At 57.7% G+C, this 20,223-nt stretch carries 12 protein-coding genes; 2 read left to right on the forward strand and 10 right to left on the reverse strand.

The features are described from left to right. Positions 1 to 19: 19 nt before the first annotated feature. The 5 genes from AB1S50_RS06265 to AB1S50_RS06285 all read right to left on the reverse strand — a co-directional run bounded on the left by AB1S50_RS06265 (position 20) and on the right by AB1S50_RS06285 (position 13,282). Complete coding sequence (locus tag AB1S50_RS06265; protein ID WP_367149739.1) at positions 20 to 1,978, reverse strand: RHS repeat-associated core domain-containing protein; 1,959 nt, start codon at positions 1,976 to 1,978, stop codon at positions 20 to 22. Then, on the reverse strand, positions 1,893 to 9,311 hold the full coding sequence (locus tag AB1S50_RS06270; RefSeq protein ID WP_367149666.1) for an FG-GAP-like repeat-containing protein: 7,419 nt from the start codon (positions 9,309 to 9,311) through the stop codon (positions 1,893 to 1,895). Before AB1S50_RS06270 ends, AB1S50_RS06265 begins: the two co-directional genes overlap by 86 nt. Positions 9,312 to 10,620: 1,309 nt before the next feature. Continuing rightward, a complete protein-coding gene (gene groL, locus AB1S50_RS06275) occupies positions 10,621 to 12,261 on the reverse strand; it encodes a chaperonin GroEL (protein ID WP_367149667.1) in 1,641 nt (546 codons plus the stop codon). 49 nt (positions 12,262 to 12,310) lie between these two features. Beyond that, on the reverse strand, positions 12,311 to 12,604 hold the full coding sequence (locus AB1S50_RS06280; protein WP_367149668.1) for a co-chaperone GroES: 294 nt from the start codon (positions 12,602 to 12,604) through the stop codon (positions 12,311 to 12,313). 210 nt (positions 12,605 to 12,814) lie between these two features. Continuing rightward, positions 12,815 to 13,282, reverse strand: a complete 468-nt coding sequence (locus AB1S50_RS06285) for an FxsA family protein (protein ID WP_367149669.1) — start codon at positions 13,280 to 13,282, stop codon at positions 12,815 to 12,817. A 394-nt stretch (positions 13,283 to 13,676) separates the two neighbouring features. Between AB1S50_RS06285 and cfa the strand changes: the two genes are divergently transcribed. Beyond that, positions 13,677 to 14,828: a cyclopropane fatty acyl phospholipid synthase gene (cfa, locus tag AB1S50_RS06290; RefSeq protein WP_367149670.1), complete on the forward strand. Its 1,152-nt coding sequence runs from the start codon at positions 13,677 to 13,679 to the stop codon at positions 14,826 to 14,828. A 159-nt stretch (positions 14,829 to 14,987) separates the two neighbouring features. Here the strand turns inward: cfa and AB1S50_RS06295 are convergent, their stop codons facing one another. After that, entirely contained in the window at positions 14,988 to 15,749 is a 762-nt protein-coding gene (locus AB1S50_RS06295; protein WP_367149671.1) for an SDR family oxidoreductase, read from the reverse strand. A gap of 23 nt (positions 15,750 to 15,772) precedes the next feature. Further along, positions 15,773 to 16,939, reverse strand: coding sequence for a DUF481 domain-containing protein (locus AB1S50_RS06300; RefSeq protein WP_367149672.1), 1,167 nt, complete (start codon positions 16,937 to 16,939; stop codon positions 15,773 to 15,775). On the opposite strand from AB1S50_RS06300, the gene AB1S50_RS06305 reads away from it, so the two are divergent. Continuing rightward, positions 16,932 to 17,174 (forward strand): MGMT family protein, encoded by a 243-nt coding sequence (locus AB1S50_RS06305; protein WP_367149673.1) that lies wholly within the window; start codon positions 16,932 to 16,934, stop codon positions 17,172 to 17,174. The two genes, AB1S50_RS06300 and AB1S50_RS06305, sit on opposite strands and share 8 nt — an antisense overlap. Before the next feature lie 21 nt (positions 17,175 to 17,195). Here the strand turns inward: AB1S50_RS06305 and AB1S50_RS06310 are convergent, their stop codons facing one another. The 3 genes from AB1S50_RS06310 to AB1S50_RS06320 are packed head-to-tail and all read right to left on the reverse strand — an operon-like array spanning position 17,196 to position 20,126. Next, positions 17,196 to 18,497: an AmpG family muropeptide MFS transporter gene (locus tag AB1S50_RS06310; protein ID WP_367149674.1), complete on the reverse strand. Its 1,302-nt coding sequence runs from the start codon at positions 18,495 to 18,497 to the stop codon at positions 17,196 to 17,198. A 40-nt stretch (positions 18,498 to 18,537) separates the two neighbouring features. After that, positions 18,538 to 19,137 carry a YbhB/YbcL family Raf kinase inhibitor-like protein gene (locus AB1S50_RS06315; protein ID WP_367149675.1) on the reverse strand — a complete coding sequence of 200 codons (600 nt, stop codon included), beginning with the start codon at positions 19,135 to 19,137 and terminating at the stop codon, positions 18,538 to 18,540. Continuing rightward, positions 19,134 to 20,126 (reverse strand): threonine ammonia-lyase, encoded by a 993-nt coding sequence (locus AB1S50_RS06320; protein WP_367149676.1) that lies wholly within the window; start codon positions 20,124 to 20,126, stop codon positions 19,134 to 19,136. Before AB1S50_RS06320 ends, AB1S50_RS06315 begins: the two co-directional genes overlap by 4 nt. Positions 20,127 to 20,223: the final 97 nt, after the last annotated feature.

Genomic DNA, 20,223 nt, shown 5'->3' on the forward strand with positions numbered 1-20,223 from the left:
CGCCTGCGTCAAGCCCTGCTCAAGGACCAGCTTTACGGCCTCTGAACGAAACTCTATTGAATAAGTCTTTCTCATAGTCATTACATACTCCCAATTGCCTATGGTAACAATCGGGACTGTCCGGAGAAATCAGGCTACCCCAGAATAACACGGCGCTAAATGCACCAAAGAAAGCACCTTCCACAGTTCCAGTCTGTACCGCTCCCGCGGCAGCCCCACCAATGATTACAGCTCCCGTAGCTTGAGTGGTAGTAACTGCACCGCCAAAATAACCCCAAGCTGCCCCACTAGCAGTTCCTGCCGAGTAGATTGTGATGACCAGGGCAACTACAGGCTTAACCACCGAATCCCGATATTTACTCCAGGAGCTATACCCTGAAGGGTCGGTATACATCAGTGGATTGTTGTGCACATAGGCATAGCGGTTATAGCCCTGCACCGAGGTGACACCGTCGACCACGGGATCGGCGGACACAAATCTGGCCAAGTTAGGGTCGTAGACGCGGCCGTTCATATGAATCAGGCCCACCTCGTCCAGCATTTCGTGGCCGGTAAAACCGCGATTGGTGGTGAGATGGTTAAAGCTGCCCACGCTGAGTGCACTGACAATACCCTGGGGTCCACCGCTGATCTGGGCCCAGCTCAAAGCGTTGCGGCGCTTGCCCCAGGCATCAAAGCTAAACACCTGTTTGTTGCCACCGGCATCCTGGGCGACCTGTCCATTGCTGTCGGTAATCACATCCAGTGACCCCTGCAGGTCTTTGTGCAGATACTGAATGCCGGTGCCGGTCACGCTATCGTCGGCGGCCAGGTCCAGGCGCTCCACGGCGACGCCGGCGAGGGTGCGGCGGTAATAGCCCTTAACAAAGGCGCCGTTGCTATCCCGCTCGATGACTTTTTCCACACCGCCCAGTTGCAGGGTGATGACGGTGCCGCTGCCGCTGTCGTCCACCCGTTTATAGCGGCTGCGGTCCGGGCCGTAGAAAAAGTGGGTGTTGTGGCTGCCCTTTTGGATAAGGTCGGGCTTGTCAAAGACGGTGTATTCCAGCTCACGGCCACTGCTGTCGTGAATGAGGTTGCCGGAGTCGTCGTAGATGTAGCGGACACCGCCGGCAAAGGTGACGGCGTGGGGCTGGGAACCGTTGTAGAAATAATCCCCCACATCGCTTTTGTGGGTGATATTGCCGCCATCGTCGTAGCGCACTTCCTGTACCGCCGTCTGGCTGCCACCGTTGTACAGATAGGCGTAGCGCAGGCGGTTGAGGCCGTCGTACTGGTAGCTTTCCTGCAGGTCTTTCTGGTAGCTGCCGTCGCCGCTCTGGTCGGTTTTGGACAGCAGGTTGCCGATGGTGTCCCAGTCGTAGTGCAACTGCTGCACTGTGCCGACGCCGGGCACAATATCGGTGAGGACATCGATGAGGCGATGGCTCTGGGGGTCGTAGACATAGGTGGTGGTGAGGCCGTTGCCCAGCGCCACTTCCTCTACCTGCCCCCGCAGGTTCATACGCTGCACTGTGTAGTAGAAACCCTGGCCGGCGGCGGCCTGGACATCCCGCACACCGGTTTTGTAGCCGTAGGGGTTGTAAGCGGTTTCCACCCCGTAGAGGTAGTTCTGGCCCAGGCCCACCTGCTGGTTGCTGGCATCGAAGGCGCGGTGGGCGCGGCTGTACTGGTCGAAGGTGACTTTTTCGAAGAAGTCGCCGTCGCCATCCAGCACGCCGAGTATGGTGCTGGTTTCCCCCAGGCGGCCATAGCGGTCGTATTGCAGCAGCTGGAGATAGTCGAAATCGTCGACGTTGGCGTTACAGCCACTGCTGATGGGAACCTGGGCCTGGGCGACGGCCACCAGTTTGCCATCAAAACGGTACTGGGAGTCGCAGCCGGGATCCCGGTCATAGTACCAGCGGCTGAAGTTCTGCAGGCTGGGGCCCTTGTAGTCGGCGCGTGTGACCATACGCCCCAGGGCGTCGTAGGTCATGGCAGTATGTCCATTGGAGCCAATCTGCCTGGCCAGTTCCCCAAAACCGTTGTAATCGTACTCCCAAATGCCCTTGTCCGAGTCGACGAGGGCGGTCTTGCGGCCCCGCGAATCGTACGCCATGACGGTCACCGCGGTTTGCACACCCGTGCTGTCGAGCACACGCACCCGCTCCAGCTGACCGTTGGCGTAATAGGCGTATTGCACTTTGCCGCCGATATTGTCGGTAATCTGGGCCACTTCGCCCAGTACATTGTTTTCGCTGACCTTGGTCTGACCACAGCTGGTGACGGTGGTGGTGAGGCCCCCATAGACGGTGCTGACGTCGCACTGGCCCGGGGGGGCGTCGATGGCGGTGGTGCGGCCGAGGATATCGTAGCTGTACTCCATCCACCGCGGCGATGTGCCGGCGGCGTAGGGCTCCGAGACTGTGCACCCGGGACTGGGCGTCGTACTGGGTATCCACATAGACGGCATTGCCGTGGAAGTCCTGGGTCTGTTTGCGGATCTCGCGGCCCAGGCGGTCGTGGTAGACCAGGGTTTCGGTGTCGTCGATACCGCTGGTGGTGACCTTAAAGTAGGCGGGCACACCGGCTATGGTGGGGCAGCCGCCGGTATCGGCACAGAGGGCTTTCAGTGTGGTGCTGTGGGCACCGGTTTCATGGTGCTCAAAATACTGTTCGCCAAACTGGGAGTAGGCGAAGTGGGTGGCCACGCCGCTGATATCCAGCACCCTGCCGGGCTGGCCAAAGGCATTGAGATCCTGCTGCCAGGCTTGGGTCTGGTCCAGCGCGTTGATCTGCTGCAGCGGATAGCGCCCATAGGCATCGTAGAGAACGCGGCTGCTGCGGCTGTTGCCCTGGGCATCGGTCAGGGTGGTTTTGATGCGGTTGCCGAAGTGGTCGTGCTCGTAGTGGGTATGCAGCGATAGTGATGTGTCCTTTTGCACCCATTCGTCCGTGAGCAAACCGGTGACCGGGTCATAGGCGAAATCGGCGGTGCGGGTGATCGCGAACGCGGCGAGACTGCCAAAACGCTGGGTGGTGACGGTACTGTTGCTGAGCCGCGCCAGGTGCCAGCGGCTGGAATCCACCACATTGTTGTAGCTGTGGCTGGTGGTCTGGCGCTGCACCAGGGTGCCGGCGCTATCGTAGTTCTCCAGGGTCAGTTGGGAGACGTTGCCATAGCGGGTATCGTCGCCGCTGTCATACACCGTCTCGGTCTCCACCCTGCCGAGCAGGCTGCCGTCGAGTTCATAGGAATAATCGATCGCCCTGGCGATATAGGGCATAAGGGTCTTGCCGGCGATGGGCTCCATGGAAGCCAGTTGGTTTTTCGAACAGCTAATCACGGTAAGTCCGGTACCGCTACAGGCGGCGGGGATATCGATATCGTTCGCGTTGGGTTCTATTACCTTGGCGGTCTCCTCCGACATACCGATAAAGGGATAATCCTGGCGGTAGTGGGTAGTGGTCTTGACCTGGTTCTGGGGGTCGTAGGTGGTTATCGACTCGAAGCCGAGGAAACCGCGACCACCGCCCTGTATCCGCGCGCCGGCATAATGGTAGAGGGCCTCGACGGTATTGGTATCGTCGTTGGCCGCCGGCGCGTCAGAGGTCACCCGCTTGACCACAAACATAGGCGAATACAGATCGAAGACCGGCGAGCCATTGCCATAATCCAGTGCCGAGGCGCCCAGCTCTCGGGTATAGATATTAGCGGCAGTGTCGTTGAGCCGCTGATATTCAATTGTGGTGGTAACGCCAAAGCCATTGGTCACTGAAACCAAAGTATCGATTGGCTTGTTGCTATCATTGACATGGTTAGTATGGACGGTTTTGAAAATGCGAACGTATTTGCCATTGTGGTGGGGAACCTCAGGGAGGTCATCGCAGTGATCCTCGACGTCGTCTCGATTTGCACATACTTCCACCAGTTCCGGCAAGCCGTCGCCATTCAAATCGATCGGGAATTGCCTGTGATCACTTTCGTTGATACCTAGCGCCAAGTCAGTACTGTAGCCACTACCAAAGCCACTGGAGTGGTTGGGCAGGACATAGAGTCGATGATAGTCCGGGGTGGTTGTATCGTTAGCATTGGGATAGAGAATATCCACCAGGCCGTCGTGGTCCCAGTCCATCAGCTGAATTTTTTCATCAACCGCTGCCGGCAAAAAGCCAGCGGAGACAAATGTCTTGCCGTTGAAGTGATAAATAGCCCAGGGGGAATTGGCATTAGACCTGAACAATAGATCTGCCAGTCCATCGCCGTTGAGGTCGGCCACTCGTTGCTCAGCAGCGTCGATACTGCCGGAGAGGCTTCTCGAAAACTTCGTAGTGTGACTGCTGGTACCAGACGACAACAGGACTACAAATGTGTTGTCTGTCTGCGATCTAATATTGTTATAGCAGTCAATCAGCTGCTCTGTGCATGTCCAACGGGTGACCGCAATAGCGGTCATATCCGCCACGCCATCGCCGTTGAAATCCGCTACCGTATCCGTGTCCCGGATATTTACCGTGGTCGTTCGACTATAACGACCCACAAAACCGCCTGGCGGAGTGGAAATAGGCACACTCAAATTGCGGGTCATTGCAGAAGTTTTAAAACTAAGACCCCCACTGCTGTTGCGTTGCATCTCGCGAATTGTCGCCTGTGGGGTACTGCTACCGGTATAGACGCCAGAGGCAGCAGTGATTTTGAGAAAATCCGGCAGCCCATCGCCGTTGAAATCGTACATCCGGCCGCTCTGACCCGGCTCATAAGTCAGAGTCGTCGGAGTATCGTCCGAGCTGAACCCCGAACCTTCGGAGAGATTCACTTCCCAGTGGTTGGTATTGTCACCCAAAGGTGCGTGCAGTACGTCATCCATACCGTCATCGTCGTAGTCAATCAGATGCCACTCTTCTCGCTCGTTGGAACGGATACGCATCTGGTCTGACTGCATAATAAGGCCGCCACCCGAACTAAGCGCCACCTTTAAATAGCGCTTGCCATCACCGTCATAGCGAATAAAAACGTGATCGGTGAGGCCATCACCGTTCACATCACCAAACTTGCCACCCTCATAGCCAGAATGAAAAATATTTGGACTAGCAGGGAAAGCAACTAAACCATCACCATCGGAATCCGCATAGGTAAACACGGATGGTGGACGGCAGTTGTTACCGACACACTCCGTTATATCCTGTAATCGCAGTCGACCCGTGGTACCCGTTTCGTAGCCAAAGTTGTAGCGCCGCAATTCCACTGAGTCCGCCAGGGAAACCACCGAAGTCAGCCTGCGCGTCGCAGCGAAGTTTTCACCGAAACGATAACCGTAGATTTTATCCGAGCGACTAGTATCGTAATTGAATTGGATACTATTGATCAGCGTATCCGTGCCATTGCCACTATAGTCAATGGTATCGATCAGGTGTTCCCCGATGGCGCTGTCATTCAAATAGGTAAATTCAATTCGATTGTCGGCGCTATCGCGCTGTTCGTTGATGGCCCAAAGGTTTTCACGTAGTGCATCCGCAGTCGCGCCGTAATAGGATACGGAGCCGTCCTTGCGGTACACCTCAAAAGCTTTGTCACCCACTGAGCTGCTGATAATGCGCACACGGGTGAATGAATCCAACGCAGTGCGATATTCGGTACCGATATCGCCGTAGTTACCGGACGAGACCAGTTTCAGCCGCCGCCCATCCAGACAGAAGCGGTCGAAGTCGCTGCCATTGATACCGTCCTCCTCCAGGGTTTTACGACATCCAACAATTGCGGAAAGGCCGCCGATACTCCAACCCATACCCAGAGGCCCATTACCACCGTTGCTGCTATAGGACAGATTGATGGACGGAACACTACCTCCCGATGCCGGGCCAGTCGCGATGGGAATTGTGTAGTTGGCGGTGCCGGACTCACTGACCCGGAACTCTCCACCAAGCACACCCACACGGTCCGATGCCAGTACACTGGGGTCGGTGGCGGCGACGGCGGTTTCCTGGTGGGGCGCGACTTCAACCTGGACCGGTAGCGAGGAAATTTCGACCTGCACTATCTCCGACTGTACATCGGCGCTACAAGTGCTGAAACTGGACACCTGGTTACAGGCGCGAACTTTATAAGCGTAGAAACCATCTGCCAGGGTCAGCGATCTGGTGAGGTTTTGCAGGTCGGTATGGGCAATCACGGCCGCCTCGTCCCAACTGACAGGCCCGTCTTTGGACACAGCGGTTCCGGGGATCAGCTCGTAGCGCACTGGATTGCCGGCGCTGCTCGCCCAATTGAGGTCAACACTGCCATTGCGGGAGAACTGGGGCGACAGATGTACTGCGGAAGGGGCACCCGGAGTATTGGCAACTATGGTGCTCGCGGTATTGCCCGGCAGGGAACAATCGCGCAGATTACAGGCCACCAGATAATAGTTGTAAACACCGTCTTCTAGGCTCAGGCTTGTACCGGTGACCGGCGACGGATTTTGGGAACCCGTGGAGATGGTTTTAAGCAGAGTTCCATTTTGGTAAATCTTGTATTGATAGACCAATTCATGTGAAAGATCTGACCACACCAACTGAACAGTATCGCTGCCACTGTTCTGTAGCGGTTGCAGAGCCGGGCTCGACGGTATTGGCTGATTCCAAACAGTCGCCGGTAAACTATTACTCCAGGCAAGGGAACATCCAGCACTATTACAGTGCTTGCTGCGAAATTCCCAGTTGCCATCGGTGAGATCCGATACGGTAAAATCCGTACTGGCCGCAACAGAATAACTGCTTTCCACCGGCCAACTCTGGCCCACTTGACGTTTTTGCCAACGTACCTGGTCGACAGGCCCCGATCCAGCGGATAGCAACGCAACATCGCCGGTGTACGATGAGGTCACTGAGGTGGACAGGGTTGGTGTGCCGGGCCGCAGGACAACAGTGGCAAGAACCGGTCCTCGTGTACCAAGAACATCCGGTTCCGCACAGCCACCAGTTTGAACATTTGAATCCAGACACTCCCAACCCCGAAGGGTATAGCTATAACTACCGCTGGAGGTAAGGGTGTCGGTATAGGAACCAGCTCCACCGCCATACCCCCAGCCCGAATCGTATATTTCAGTGGTACCCCGTGTGAGAGTAATTCGATCAGCACTCCAGCCAAGCCAGGCCACTCTGACTTCACCTTCGTTTATTGACTCTATGGAGAGTTTGGGAATATTGACTATCAACGAGGCCGAAGGGGAGAAATCGCTGCAACCACTGTAGCAGGCCCGAACCCGATACGCATAGTTGCCATCGCTGTTACCTGAAATCGCCTTCGACGTAGCCGATCCACTATAGACTGTCACCCAACTGCCGCTGTTTTTACGCTCCTGCAGCTCATAGTGGTCAGGGGCCACGGATGTAGCGCCCCAGGATACGGTGTAACTGCCAGTGGCACTACTCTCGGGCACAGATACGGTACCGGGTTCAGGGATACTGACCGATACGCTGATTTGGCCCTCACTGGTCCAGGGAATACCCGGCTCCGGTTCGGTGCAACCATTCAGGCCCTGCTGGAGACAGTCGTCCTCTTTTTGCCACCAATAAGATACGGTATAAGAACCAGAGCCATTCACAACTATAGCTTTTGAACCGGCGGATTCGCCGATAGCATAGGTATTTACCAGTGTACCGTTTCGGTGTATACGCAGTTCAATTTCCGTTGCGCTTGAGTTTGGCACTGCCCGATAGGTGACGGTGAAAGCCCCTGTGGTGTTGTTAGCCGGAGCAGATAGCTGCGGGAGAGAAATCAGAATGCTCTGCTTGCTGGTCCATCCGCTACATGAGGTCACATTGTTATAGACAGAGCAGGCTCTAACACGGTAGGAGAAACTGCCATCGGCGCTTTGGGTAAAACTTTTACTGGTGCCCGTCACCGTCCAAGTGCCGCTGGCATCGCCACTTTGTTCAATCTGGTAATTCTCCGCACCAGAAACCGCGGACCAGCTGACGGTGTAGGATCCAGTGGATGAGCTTGAGGGCAAGGTCAATCCGGTCGGCACAGCGGGTGCCCGGGACACGATGGTATCGCCGGAATTGCGGAAACTGCCGGTAATACCGTTTTCTACCGCTGCCACACGGTAGCGGTATACACCATCACTCTGCCCACTGATGGTCCTACTGGCGCTACCACCAGCGTAGACCTGTACCCAGGAACCACTGTTCTTCTGCTCCTGCAGTACATAACTGGCTGCGCCTGTAACCGACGCCCAGGAAATGGCGATACTGCCATTTGTAGAAGTGCTTGGCGTAGAAATTGAACCCGGTGTGCGCACCACGGTAATAGTCTTGGTAGATGTATAACTACTACAGCCTGTGTAACAGGATCTAACCCGGTAATCGTAGACTCCAGTGGTTAAACTGGATACAGATTTACTCAGGGCGGACCCGCTATAAATAGTGGTCCATGCGCCACCATCTTTACGCTGCTGCAATTGGTATTCATTTGGGGAGGAGGAGGCCGCACCCCAAGATACAGAATAACTGCCGGTGGTACTGCTCAGCGGCACGGATAAAGTGCCAGGTTGAGGAATACTGACCGATACGCTGATTTGCCCCTCACTGGTCCAGGGAATACCCGGCTCCGGTTCTGTACAACCATTCTGGCCTTGCTGCAGACAATCGTCCTCTTTTTGCCACCAATAGGAAATAGCATAGATACCAGAACTATTTACGGTGACAGTTCTTGAGCCGGCGGATTTTCCGATGGTATAGGTATTTACTAGACTTCCATCTTGATGTACACGCAGTTCGACCTCTGTCGCGACTGAATTCGGCACTGCCCGATAGGTCACTGTGAACCCACCCGTTGTATTGGTAGCCGGTGCTGATAACTGTGGGAAAGCAACGGCAATGCTTTGCTTGCTGGTCCAGCCGCTACAGGAGGTCACACTGTTATAGACAGAACAAGCCCTAACGCGGTAGGAGAAACTTCCGTCGGCACTTTGGGTAAAGCCTTTGCTGGTGCCGGTTACCGTCCAGGTACCGCCGGCACTGCCACTTTGTTCAATCTGATAATTCTCCGCGCCGGAAACCGCGGACCAGCTGACAGTATAAGACCCGGTGGACGACGTGGTGGGTACCGTCAGCCCCGTTGGCACCGCGGGTGCCCGGGAAATTGTGGTATAACCGGAATAGCGGTAACTGCCGGTAATACCATTTTCTACCGCCGCAACACGGTAGCGGTAGACGCCATTGCTCCGCCCCGTTACTGTTTTAGCAGTGCCGGTACCGGCGTACACCTGCACCCATGAACCGCTGTCCTTCTGCTCCTGCAATACATAACTGGCTGCACCGGAAACGGACGCCCAGGAAACAGCCACACTGCCATTGGTTGAGCTAGCCGGTGCGGAAATCGAACCCGGTGTACGCACCACGGTAATGGTTTTGGTAGATGTATAATCTCCACAGGCGGTGTAACAGGCTCTAACTCGATAACTGTAAACTCCTGTAGCCAACCCGGACACAGATTTACTGCGAGCAGATCCATCGTGGATGGTGGACCACCCCCCGCCATCTTTTCTCTGTTGTAACTGGTATTTACTGGGGGAGCCCGACGCCGCACCCCAGCTAACCGTATAGCTGCCCGTAGTATTTGTGGTGGAAAGCGAAATCGCACCAGGTTTCGGAATAGTGACTGTAATAGTGAAACTACTACCCCACTGCGCCCAGGATGTACCGGGCTCAGGCTCTGTACAGCCATGGGTCCCGTACTGCAAACAGCCCGCTTCTTTCCGTGTCCAGTGTGAAACCGTATAAGTACCCGCGGAGCTGACGGTGATGGTTCGACTTCCACTGGAAGTACTGACGTTGTAGCTACTTACGACAGTGCCATTCAAAGCCACCCTCAGTTGCGCATCATCATGAGTTGTGGGAGCTGCAGTGTAACTTGCAGAAAACTGGCCGGTTGAGTTGGAACTGGGACCGGAGACGGAGGCCAATACCTGAAATGAAACCAATATCGCCAGAAGCGAGCCACTTAGCCTGAACATTAAGAACCCCTAGAGCATTTTTGTAATTATTTATCCGGCACTCAGCCACCGGTGGAAATAAATTATTGACGAGTCTGTTCGTCTATTTATTTTGGGCAGCTTACCTGAATAAAAAAAATAACGCCATTACACGGAATTACAGCGCTGTTTTTATTGCACAAAATATCTAACTGTCAGATTAGGCATCGTAATCACATATGGACATCGACAGTGATAAGGATAGGACCGGGAACCGACACGTTTAGTAGTAAGACGAATGGCAGCGGCAGACGGTGCCAGGGATGGAAAAGGCCGAAATTGGCAAAGCGCTTATATTCACTTTACCCAGCAAAATTTTATTACTTTAGCGGCAGCCCGGTCGATGGGGGGTCTGTTAAGCCCCGACAACCATCGGTCCCGGGACTCCGCCCCGCTATTAACCCGGTAACTGAATAAGTTGTCGGGTCAATGTGACGTCAGGATGTGCCACCAAAATGCGAGGGCTGGCGCACACCCCTGAAAAGCCGGCGATTCCGCGTAATTGCACAGATTTTCAAGGAAGACAAGCTGGCCGAAAAGGGATCAACTATTGGGATTTTCGGTTTCATAAAAAAAGCCCCGCGAATGCGGGGCTTTTTATCGACAGGCTGGATGAGCCGGCTTACATCATGCCGCCCATGCCACCCATGCCGCCCATACCACCCATATCGGGAGCAGCGGGCTTGTCTTCCGGCAGTTCCGCCACCATGGCTTCGGTGGTGATCATCAGGCCGGCGATGGAGGCCGCTGCCTGCAGTGCGGCGCGGGTCACTTTGGCCGGGTCCAGAATACCCATTTCCAGCATATCGCCGTATGCGCCGGTGGCGGCGTTGTAACCGAAGTTACCCTCGCCCTGCTTCACCTTGTCCACTACAACGGAAGCTTCGTCACCGGCGTTGTCAACGATCTGGCGCATGGGCATTTCCATGGCGCGCATGGCGGCGGCAATGCCGTGGTTCTGGTCTTCGTTGTCACCGCTTACGGAAACCGCCTGGATGGCGCGCACCAGGGCGATACCACCTCCGGGAACCACACCTTCCTCAACGGCGGCGCGGGTCGCGTGCAGTGCGTCTTCCACACGGGCCTTCTTCTCTTTCATTTCGACTTCGGTGGCGGCGCCAACCTTGATCACTGCAACACCGCCAGCCAGTTTGGCCACGCGTTCCTGCAGTTTCTCTTTGTCGTAGTCGGAAGAGGACTCTTCGATCTGGGCACGGATCTGCTTGACGCGGGCCTCAATGTCTTTGACATCGCCGGCGCCATCCACGATCACGGTGTTCTCCTTGGACAGGGTGACGCGCTTGGCGGTACCCAGATGCTCCAGGGTGGTACCTTCCAGCTCCAGACCCACTTCTTCGGAGATTACGGTGCCACCGGTGAGGATGGCGATGTCTTGCAACATGGCTTTGCGGCGGTCGCCGAAGCCAGGTGCCTTGACGGCGGCCACTTTGACGATGCCGCGCATGCTGTTTACCACCAGGGTGGCCAGGGCTTCACCTTCCACGTCCTCGGCGATGATCAACAGCGGCTTGGAGGCCTTGGCCACCTGCTCCAGCAGCGGCAGCAGGTCGCGGATGTTGGAGATCTTCTTGTCCACCAGCAGGATGAAGGGGCTCTCCAGCTCGGCAGTCATGTTCTCCTGATTGGTGATGAAATAAGGAGACAGGTAACCGCGGTCGAACTGCATACCTTCGACAACGTCCAGCTCGTTTTCGAGGCCGGAACCCTCCTCAACGGTGATAACGCCTTCCTTGCCGACTTTTTCCATCGCCTGGGCGATGATGGTGCCAACACTCTCATCGCTATTGGCGGAGATGGTGCCTACCTGGGCGATGGATTTGTTGTCTTCACAGGGTGTTGCCAGTCCGGCGATGTGATCGACGGCCGCCGCTACGGCCTTGTCGATACCGCGCTTCAGGTCCATGGGGTTGAAGCCGGCGGCGACGGACTTGAGGCCTTCGGTTACGATGGCCTGGGCCAGTACGGTGGCAGTGGTGGTGCCGTCACCGGCGGTGTCGGACGCCTTGGAGGCCACTTCCTTCACCATCTGTGCACCCATGTTCTCGAACTTGTCGCTCAGTTCGATCTCCTTGGCTACGGAGACACCGTCCTTGGTCACTGTGGGAGCGCCAAAGGATTTATCCAGTACCACATTGCGGCCTTTCGGGCCCAGGGTGGTCTTGACGGCGTCAGCCAGGATATTTACGCCACTCAGCATTTTCTGGCGGGCGTCGTCACCAAATTTAACGTCTTTTGCTGCCATGATTCTTGTTCCTCAAATTCTTTGTGTGCGGTTTCAAAAGAAGCTACGGTCAGCCTTCCAGCACACCGTAGATATCGCTTTCATTCATGATGATCAGCTCTTCGCCGTCCACCTTGAGGGTGTTGCTGTCCGCATAGCGGCCGAAAACCACTGTGTCGCCTACTTTCACCGACAGAGCGCGTACATCGCCGTTGTCCAACAGCTTGCCTTCGCCCACGGCAAGGACTTCACCCTGGTTGGGCTTCTCTTTGGCTGCGCCCGGCAGAACTATGCCGCCGGAAGTCTTTTCTTCTTCTTCCTTACGGCGCACTACGACGCGGTCGTGTAAAGGACGAATTTTCATGGATAGGCTCTCCATTGAGTCGTTTTAAGGTTTTCCAAATGGAAGACCCTCAGTCTGAGGACCTCCGGTCCAGGCACCCCGGCTGACGGCAGACACGGGGCAAAATCTTCGGGTGGACCCTATCTATGGGCGACACTGCGTATTTCAACAGCCGCAAGCAAAAAAATGTGTATCGATACCGGGCGGTTTCCGCTAGCCCCACCAGATTGATTATTTTTTATCCAGATTGCGCTTGTGGGGCTCCCGCTGGTCCCGGGAAAACTCCCCTTCGATGATGTCGTGACCACCGGGCGGGCGGTGGGAACCGGCCTGGTAACTGCGGCCCTGTATCACCACATGGCGCAGGAGCCATCCGAGCAGAAGCTGGCGCAGGCCGGGTACCAGGCACGCAAAACCCAGTGCATCGGTGATAAAGCCGGGGGTCAGCAGCAGTGTGCCTCCGGCGGCGAGAAACACCCCCTCCGCCATCTCTCTCGCCGGCAGCTCCCCCACTTGCATCTTCTGCTGGGCGCGCATCAGGGTGGAGAGCCCCTGCCGATGCAGCAATACCAGCCCGACAATGGCGGTCAGGAACACCAGGCCGATAGTCGGCAGCGCCCCTATCTCACTCCCGACGGTGATCAGCAGCCACATCTCCAAAATGGGCAGGATAATGAAGATCAGCAATAGTGGACGCATTGTCACTCCTCTGGCGCAGCCCGCTTTTGGGTTGGAGCGTAACTGCTATTTTCGGTAGGATCGGGTTCTATTCCCCGGAACCCCATAGATGTGGGCTATGGCGACAATTCTCAAGCCCGCAGCCACTGTGGACCGGGCGCCGATGGCCGGCACGGCAACCATCGGGGTTTTTGGTACTCTAATCTGCTGGTGCCCACTGCACTAGAGCGGCACTGAGTGACGGCAAGGGGCGCTGCTATTTCCCGGGCTGGCGCAAGCCCGAGGAAAGCCAACGATTCCACGTAATTGCGCAGTTTTTCAAGAGCCGTAATCCAATAGATGAGGGATTATCCATTGGGTTACAGGCTTAATGGTACAGGAACGACGATCAGACAGCTTAGCATAGGAGGCGTATATGGCTGGTGAGCAACAGGAAACCCTGGCACCTGTGGTGTCAGTGCGCAAACGCCATCTTCTGGACGAAATTCTGCAACAGGCGGACATTCGCATCAATGGCGACCGCCCCTGGGACATGCGGTTGCACCGACCGGCGGCACTGGACGAGATACTGGCCCGGGGCAGTATGGGCCTGGGGGAATCCTATATGCGCGGGGACTGGGACGCCGCGGCTCTGGACCAGCTCTTCTTTCGTATTCTGCGCCTGGACCTGACCCGGCTTATCAATCCCTGGCGCAGCGCCCTGAGGTTGTTGCGCAGTCACCTGATCAATCTGCAGAGCCGCCGCCGGGCCTTCGAAGTGGGCGAGCGCCACTACGACCTGGGCAACAGTTTTTACGCTGCCATGCTGGACCAGCGCTTGGTCTACAGCTGCGGCTACTGGCGCGCGGGGGCAAAGACCCTGGACCAGGCACAGGAGGCCAAGCTGGACCTTATCTGCCGCAAGCTGGGTCTGCAGCCGGGAATGCGCCTGCTGGATATCGGTTGTGGCTGGGGCAGCCTGGTGAGTTACGCGGCACAAAACTACGGGGTTGAATGTGTGGGCATCACGGTGTCCAAGGAGCAGGCGGCCTATGTGCGGGAGCACTATGCGGACCTGCCCGTGGAGGTGCACCTGCAGGACTACCGCAACCTGCGGCAGCAGTTTGACCGCATCGCCAGCGTGGGTATGTTCGAACACGTCGGGCGCCGCAACCACCGCACCTTTATGCAAGTGGCCAAGCGCTGCCTGAAACCGGACGGCCTCTTCCTGCTGCATACCATCGGCAAGAACCAGCGTCACTCCACCACCGATCCCTGGATAGAGCACTATATTTTCCCCAATGGAGAACTGCCTTCCGCGGGCCAGATTGGCGATGCAGTGGATCACCTGCTGGTGTGCGAGGACCTGCACAATTTCGGCACCGATTACGACCAGACCCTGATGGCCTGGCACAGTAATTTCGAGCGGCACTGGGAGCAGTTCGCGGGGCAGTACGACCGCCATTTATACCGCATGTGGCGCTACTATCTGCTGTCTTGCGCCGGCGCCTTCCGCGCCCGGCACATACAGCTGTGGCAGTGGATGCTGTCCGACCACAGAAGCGGCGGCGTAGCGCGAATTTCCTGACCGGAACTGGCCCGGACCGCGCGACCGGCGGGGCGGGGTGAAACCCCGCCCTGGCCTCAGATCATTTGCCGGCCCGGTTCCAGCATGAAAAAAGCCCTCGCCGGCTTTTTTCAGCCCGGGTTTGCCGGCGAACACCGCTTTTATGGACAGAGAGCCGGGTCAGATCCGGGCGCCGCCGTCGATATCCAGCACACGCCCACTGACAAAGTCGTTTTGCAGAATAAAATCGACGGTGGCGGCGATCTCTCCCTGTTCACCCAATCTGCGCAAGGGCACCTGCTTGACCAGTGAATCCAGAATTTCGGGACGCATCTGCGCCACCATATCGGTATTGATAAAACCCGGCGCTATAGCGGCCACGCGGATGCCGTGGCGGGCCAGCTCCCGGGCCCAGGTGACGGTCATGGCGGCGACACCGGCCTTGCTGGCGGAGTAGTTGGTCTGGCCCATATTGCCGGCGCGGGACAGGCTGGAGATGTTGACAATGACACCGCCCTGCCCCGTCTCCACCATCAGCCACGCAGCGGCGCGGCCACAGAGAAAAACACCGGTCAGGTTCACATCGATCACCGACTGCCACTGGGACAGGGACATGCGGTCGGCGACCTTGCCGTCCTTCACTTTCAGCAGCAGGCCGTCGCGCATAATGCCGGCGTTATTGACCAGTGCCTGCAGGCCGCCAAAGTCCTCCACGATATGGGTAAAGCCGCGCTCCACCTGTTCCTCATCGGCCACGTTGACGGAGTAGCCGCGCGCTTCCGCGCCCAGTTCCTGACAATGGGCCACAGTTTCCCCGAGCCCGTCCCCGTTGACATCCATCAATGCCAGGCGCGCGCCGGCGCCGGCCAGGTGTTCAGCCATGGCCCGGCCAAGACCCTGTCCGGCGCCGGTAATCGCGATAACGCTGTTGGCAATCTTCATTCTGTTCCTCTCTGGTTGTTGTTTTACCATTGATAGCCGACACCGACGGTCAGCTTTGTATCTTCCTCTACACTTTCGAGGGAAGGGGTGCTGTCGTACAGCCAGTAGTAGGCGGTCTCCATCAGCAACCCTGCCGCCAGGGGCATCCGCAAGCCGAGTTTGGCGCTGCTCTGGTAATCGTCGCTGCTGTCCAGCGACTGCAGCAGTTCCTGATCGAAGTAGACTTCCGGCCCCAGATCAAATTTGTAACGGTAATTCACCGCGGCCCGTGCCGCTGCATAGAGGTCGTCCTGGCCGGTGCTCAGGGCGGGATCGATAAACCGCTCCCGCAGTTTGCTCAGACCACCTTCCACCGACAAGGTTTTTTTGTCCGTGTCGTAAAACAGGTAACCGAGACCGAGACCGAATTTGGAACTGAGATCCAGGTTGCGCGCCTCCTCGCGCTCCACAGAGGTATTGGCCGCGGCGAACCACTGCTGGGCGAAGATCCAGCGCAGGCTGTAACCCAGCTGGTACTTTTCCAGCCCCTCCACCTCGATGTTGTCCTGGTTCTGATAGAGCACATCGACCAGGTGGTGCCAGTCGTCGTGGCGAATATCCAGCTTCGCCTTCGCGTCCAGGTCCTCGCGCTCCCGGTTGCCGCTCTCCAGCACGCCGCCGACGCTGACACTGCCGTGCACTACCACCGGGTGCCCCAGGAACTGGGCATAGGGTTCGGCGCGTTCGACCGCCGGGAAGTCCACGAGGTAACCGGAACCCTCCTTACAGTAGAGCTCCCATTTTTCCCGCCGGTGCCCGGCCAGGGTACAGGGGTCGTCCCGCCCGGCTACTTTCAGTTCGACGTCGGTATCCAGGGACAGTATCTTGTCCTTGCCGAGCCGGATCTCCCCGAAGGTCTCCGACTTCCAGACCACAGCTTCCCTCTCCACCAGTACCAGCTGGCCGTGGATGCGGTCGCCATTGTTGAGGGTGAGTATGCCCGCCGCCACGGGAAGGGAGACAAGGGACAGTGAAAGCGCCAGAATACTGGTCAGTTTGGATACAGCTCGAAGCACAACCATGGCGTTGATTTTATAGTGATTAAAATACAGTGGATTTATCGTGGGAACAGAGACCGCAATTCCAACCAATGATGCCATATCTCGCTTCTGCCGGGTACTGGCGGCAATACCCAGAGGGCGAGTGGTCACTTACGGAGACCTGGCGGAAATGGCGGGCTACCCGCGCGCGGCGCGTCTGGCCGGCCAGACGCTGCGCAAGCTGCCAAAGGGCACCAAGCTGCCCTGGCACCGGGTCATCAACGCCCAGGGCCGAATATCCCTGCCGGAGCCCCGCGCCGCGCGACAGCGGGAGCTGCTGGAACGGGAGGGGGTGACGCTGTTGAATGGCCGGGTGGAGCTGGGCAGATATCGCTGGCGACCATAATCGGCCCCCTTTTGCACCGCGTCAGCGATCATCCGGGTGACTACCGGCCTCCTCCTGCTCACTATCGCCACGCCAGGGGGCGACGGCGAACAGGAGCAGCATCCCGGGTATGGCCAGGGCGGCACACAGCAGATAGAAATTGGTCCAGCCCATGGCCTCCACCAGAAAACCCGTGGAAGCGTTGGCGACGGTGCGCGGCAACAGGGTCAGGGCCGAAAACAAGGCCAGCTGGGTAGCCGTGTGCAGTTTACTGGTGGTGCGGGCGATAAAGGCGAGGAAGGCAGCTGTCCCCAGCCCCACCCCCAGGTATTCGAATGCGATCACTATCGCCAACAGCCACAAGCTGGGTTCGAAGCCGGGAGTTCCCACCCGGTCTCCGTTCACTTCTGACAAAATCATAAAGCCGAAAATGGACACCAGCTGGATAACGCCAAAAATCCACAGGCACTTGTTGATCCCGATTCGCACCATCAACAGGCCACCGAGAAAACCACCGATGGCCGCCGGCCAGAGTCCGGCATTTTTGGCCACCAGGCCTATGTCGGTTTTGCTGTAGCCCATATCCAGGTAATAGGGCGTGGCCAGTGCCGTCGCCATATTGTCCCCGAGCTTGTACAGAACCATAAACGCCAGCACCAACAGTGCCGATTTGGTGCCATTGCGGGTGAAAAACTCTACAAATGGCAGAACCATCGCATCACGGAGGCTTTTGGGACGCTCGCCCGGGTGCTCCGGTTCATTGACCAACAGGGTGGTGACTATGCCCACCCCCATAAAGGCGGCAGTGGTGAGAAACACCAGGTTCCAGGGCAGGTGATCGGCCAGGATCAGGCTGAGGGAACCCGGTATCAGCCCTGATATCCGGTAGGCATTGGCATAGAAGGAATTTCCCAGGCCCAGTTCCCGGTTGGGCAGAATTTCACGCCGAAAAGCGTCCAGCACTATATCCTGGCTGGCGCTGAAAAATGCCATCGCAAAACAGAGTACGGCGATGCTCCAAATGTCCACCTGGGGATCGAAGACACCCAGGGCGGCAATGGATGCGACCAGCATTATCTGCATTGCCAACATCCATCCCCGGCGCCGCCCCAGCAGGGGAAACGCATAGCGATCCATTAGCGGAGACCAGAGGAATTTCCAGGTATAGGGCAGACCCAGCAGGGAAAAGAGGCCGATGGTGGCCAGGCTGACCTCCTGCGAGCGCAGCCAGGCGGGCACCAGCTGCACCAGCACATAGAGCGGCATACCGGAGGCGAATCCGGTGCCTACACAGATCAACATGCGGCGGTTGAATACGGCTTGCCGGATCGTGGCTCCAGTCATGTTTTTTCTAGGGCCTGTTCACACTTAGGCTGCCGCTTGCTCAATGCCCCCACAGCACTTCCAGTCCGGCTTCCGCCAGCTTGTTGGCGTTGACATTAAAGCCAACCATCGCCGGCGTGGCATTGTCGTCCAGCGGCAACTCCTCCACCTTGAGGGCATAGAGGCGAAACTGGTAGCGGTGGTCCCCATGCCCCGGCGGCGGGCAGGCACCGCCATAACCGGGACTGCCGTAATCATTGCGCACCTGGGTGGCCTCGGGAATCATACCGACCTTGAGATCCCCGGCCCCTTCCGGCAGGCTGGTGACGTCCGCCGGAATGTTGAACATCACCCAGTGCCACCAGCCACTGCCGGTGGGTGCATCCGGGTCGAATACCATTAATGCAAAACTTTTGGTTCCCTCCGGCGCCCCACTCCAGCTCAGCTCGGGGGAAATATTTTCGCCGCCGCAGCCAGTGTAAACCTGGGCGAGGGGCATGCGCTCGCCGGCGTTCATGGTGGCGGATGTAAGGGTAAATTCAGCGGCAGAGGACATAGTGGCAGTTACCAGTAGTGCTATGACAGCCACCAGTTTAGCAGTCGCGGCCCCCATAAATCCCGCCCTCGGGCACTGGGTGCACCCCATAGTCAATGCTATCACTTGCCATTTCCCCCCGGTGGAAACAATTCCGAAACCCTATCTAGATCCATATTACCGCCGGTCAGTACCACGGCGACATTTTTTTTGCGAAACCGCGCGCCGTGCTCCAGCACTGCGGCCAGGCCGACCGCAGCGGAGGGTTCCACCAGTTGTTTGGTGCGGGTCCACAGCAGCCGCATGGCATCGACGATAGCCGTCTCAGGGACAGTGACTATGTCCCGCACAGTGCGCCGCACTATGGCGTAATTCCGGTAGCCCAGGGTGGTGCGCAAACCGTCGGCGATAGTCTCCGGTGTCTGCTCGGTGACATGGCTGCCGCCGCGCAGGGAGCGCTGGGCATCGTCGGCACCGGCGGGCTCGGCGCCGATAACCAGCATCTCCGGCGCCAGCGCCGCCACCGCCAGGCCTATGCCCGCCAGCAGCCCGCCTCCGCCCACAGGGGCGACAAGGATATCCGGCACTGCACCCAGCTCCCGGCTCTGCTGAATAATCTCCAGCGCCACTGTGCCCTGGCCGGCAATGATCCGACTGTCGTCGAACGGCGGCACCACATGGGCGCCGCTAGCGGCCACCACCTGTTCCAGCGCTGCATGGCGATCGGCCAGGGTCGGGCCGCAGAGGACTATATCGGCGCCGTAGGCCGCCACCGCCTCCCGCTTGGCCCGAGGCGCCGTTTGCGGCATCACAACGGTGCAGGAGAGGCCCCTCTGCGCCGCGGCCCAGGCCAGAGCGGCACCGTGATTACCGGAGGAGTGGGTTGCGACACGCTCAACCCCCGCCGGCAATTGCGCCAGGGCGTTTGCCGCACCACGGGCCTTGAAGGCGCCGACTTTTTGCAGGTGTTCGCACTTAAAAAATAGTTTGGCGCCAGTGGCAGTATCGATCAGGCGGCTGCGCATCAGCGGTGTGCAACGCACCCGCCCGGCGATATTTTGTGCGGCGGTAAAAACATCTGCACTGGTGGGCAGATCGCGGCTGGCGACGGACATAAACTCGGTGCTTCTCCGGTGAGCGGCGGTACGCAGATCCGCCCTGCACAGTGACTCTGCGCTATCAATTGTTAAGCCATCAATCCAATAGATGATC

Origin of the sequence: Microbulbifer discodermiae (genome assembly GCF_040742695.1) — a bacterium.
In the GTDB taxonomy this organism is placed as follows: domain Bacteria; phylum Pseudomonadota; class Gammaproteobacteria; order Pseudomonadales; family Cellvibrionaceae; genus Microbulbifer.

Excerpts from the sequence above, each read along its gene's own strand:
- AB1S50_RS06265 (WP_367149739.1), bottom strand. The coding sequence starts at position 1,978 with ATGACCTACGACGCCCTGGGGCGTATGGTCACACGCGCCGACTACAAG.
- groL (WP_367149667.1), bottom strand. The coding sequence starts at position 12,261 with ATGGCAGCAAAAGACGTTAAATTTGGTGACGACGCCCGCCAGAAAATG.
- AB1S50_RS06280 (WP_367149668.1), bottom strand. The coding sequence starts at position 12,604 with ATGAAAATTCGTCCTTTACACGACCGCGTCGTAGTGCGCCGTAAGGAA.
- AB1S50_RS06285 (WP_367149669.1), bottom strand. The coding sequence starts at position 13,282 with ATGCGTCCACTATTGCTGATCTTCATTATCCTGCCCATTTTGGAGATG.
- cfa (WP_367149670.1), top strand. The coding sequence starts at position 13,677 with ATGGCTGGTGAGCAACAGGAAACCCTGGCACCTGTGGTGTCAGTGCGC.
- AB1S50_RS06295 (WP_367149671.1), bottom strand. The coding sequence starts at position 15,749 with ATGAAGATTGCCAACAGCGTTATCGCGATTACCGGCGCCGGACAGGGT.
- AB1S50_RS06310 (WP_367149674.1), bottom strand. The coding sequence starts at position 18,497 with ATGACTGGAGCCACGATCCGGCAAGCCGTATTCAACCGCCGCATGTTG.
- AB1S50_RS06320 (WP_367149676.1), bottom strand. The coding sequence starts at position 20,126 with ATGTCCGTCGCCAGCCGCGATCTGCCCACCAGTGCAGATGTTTTTACC.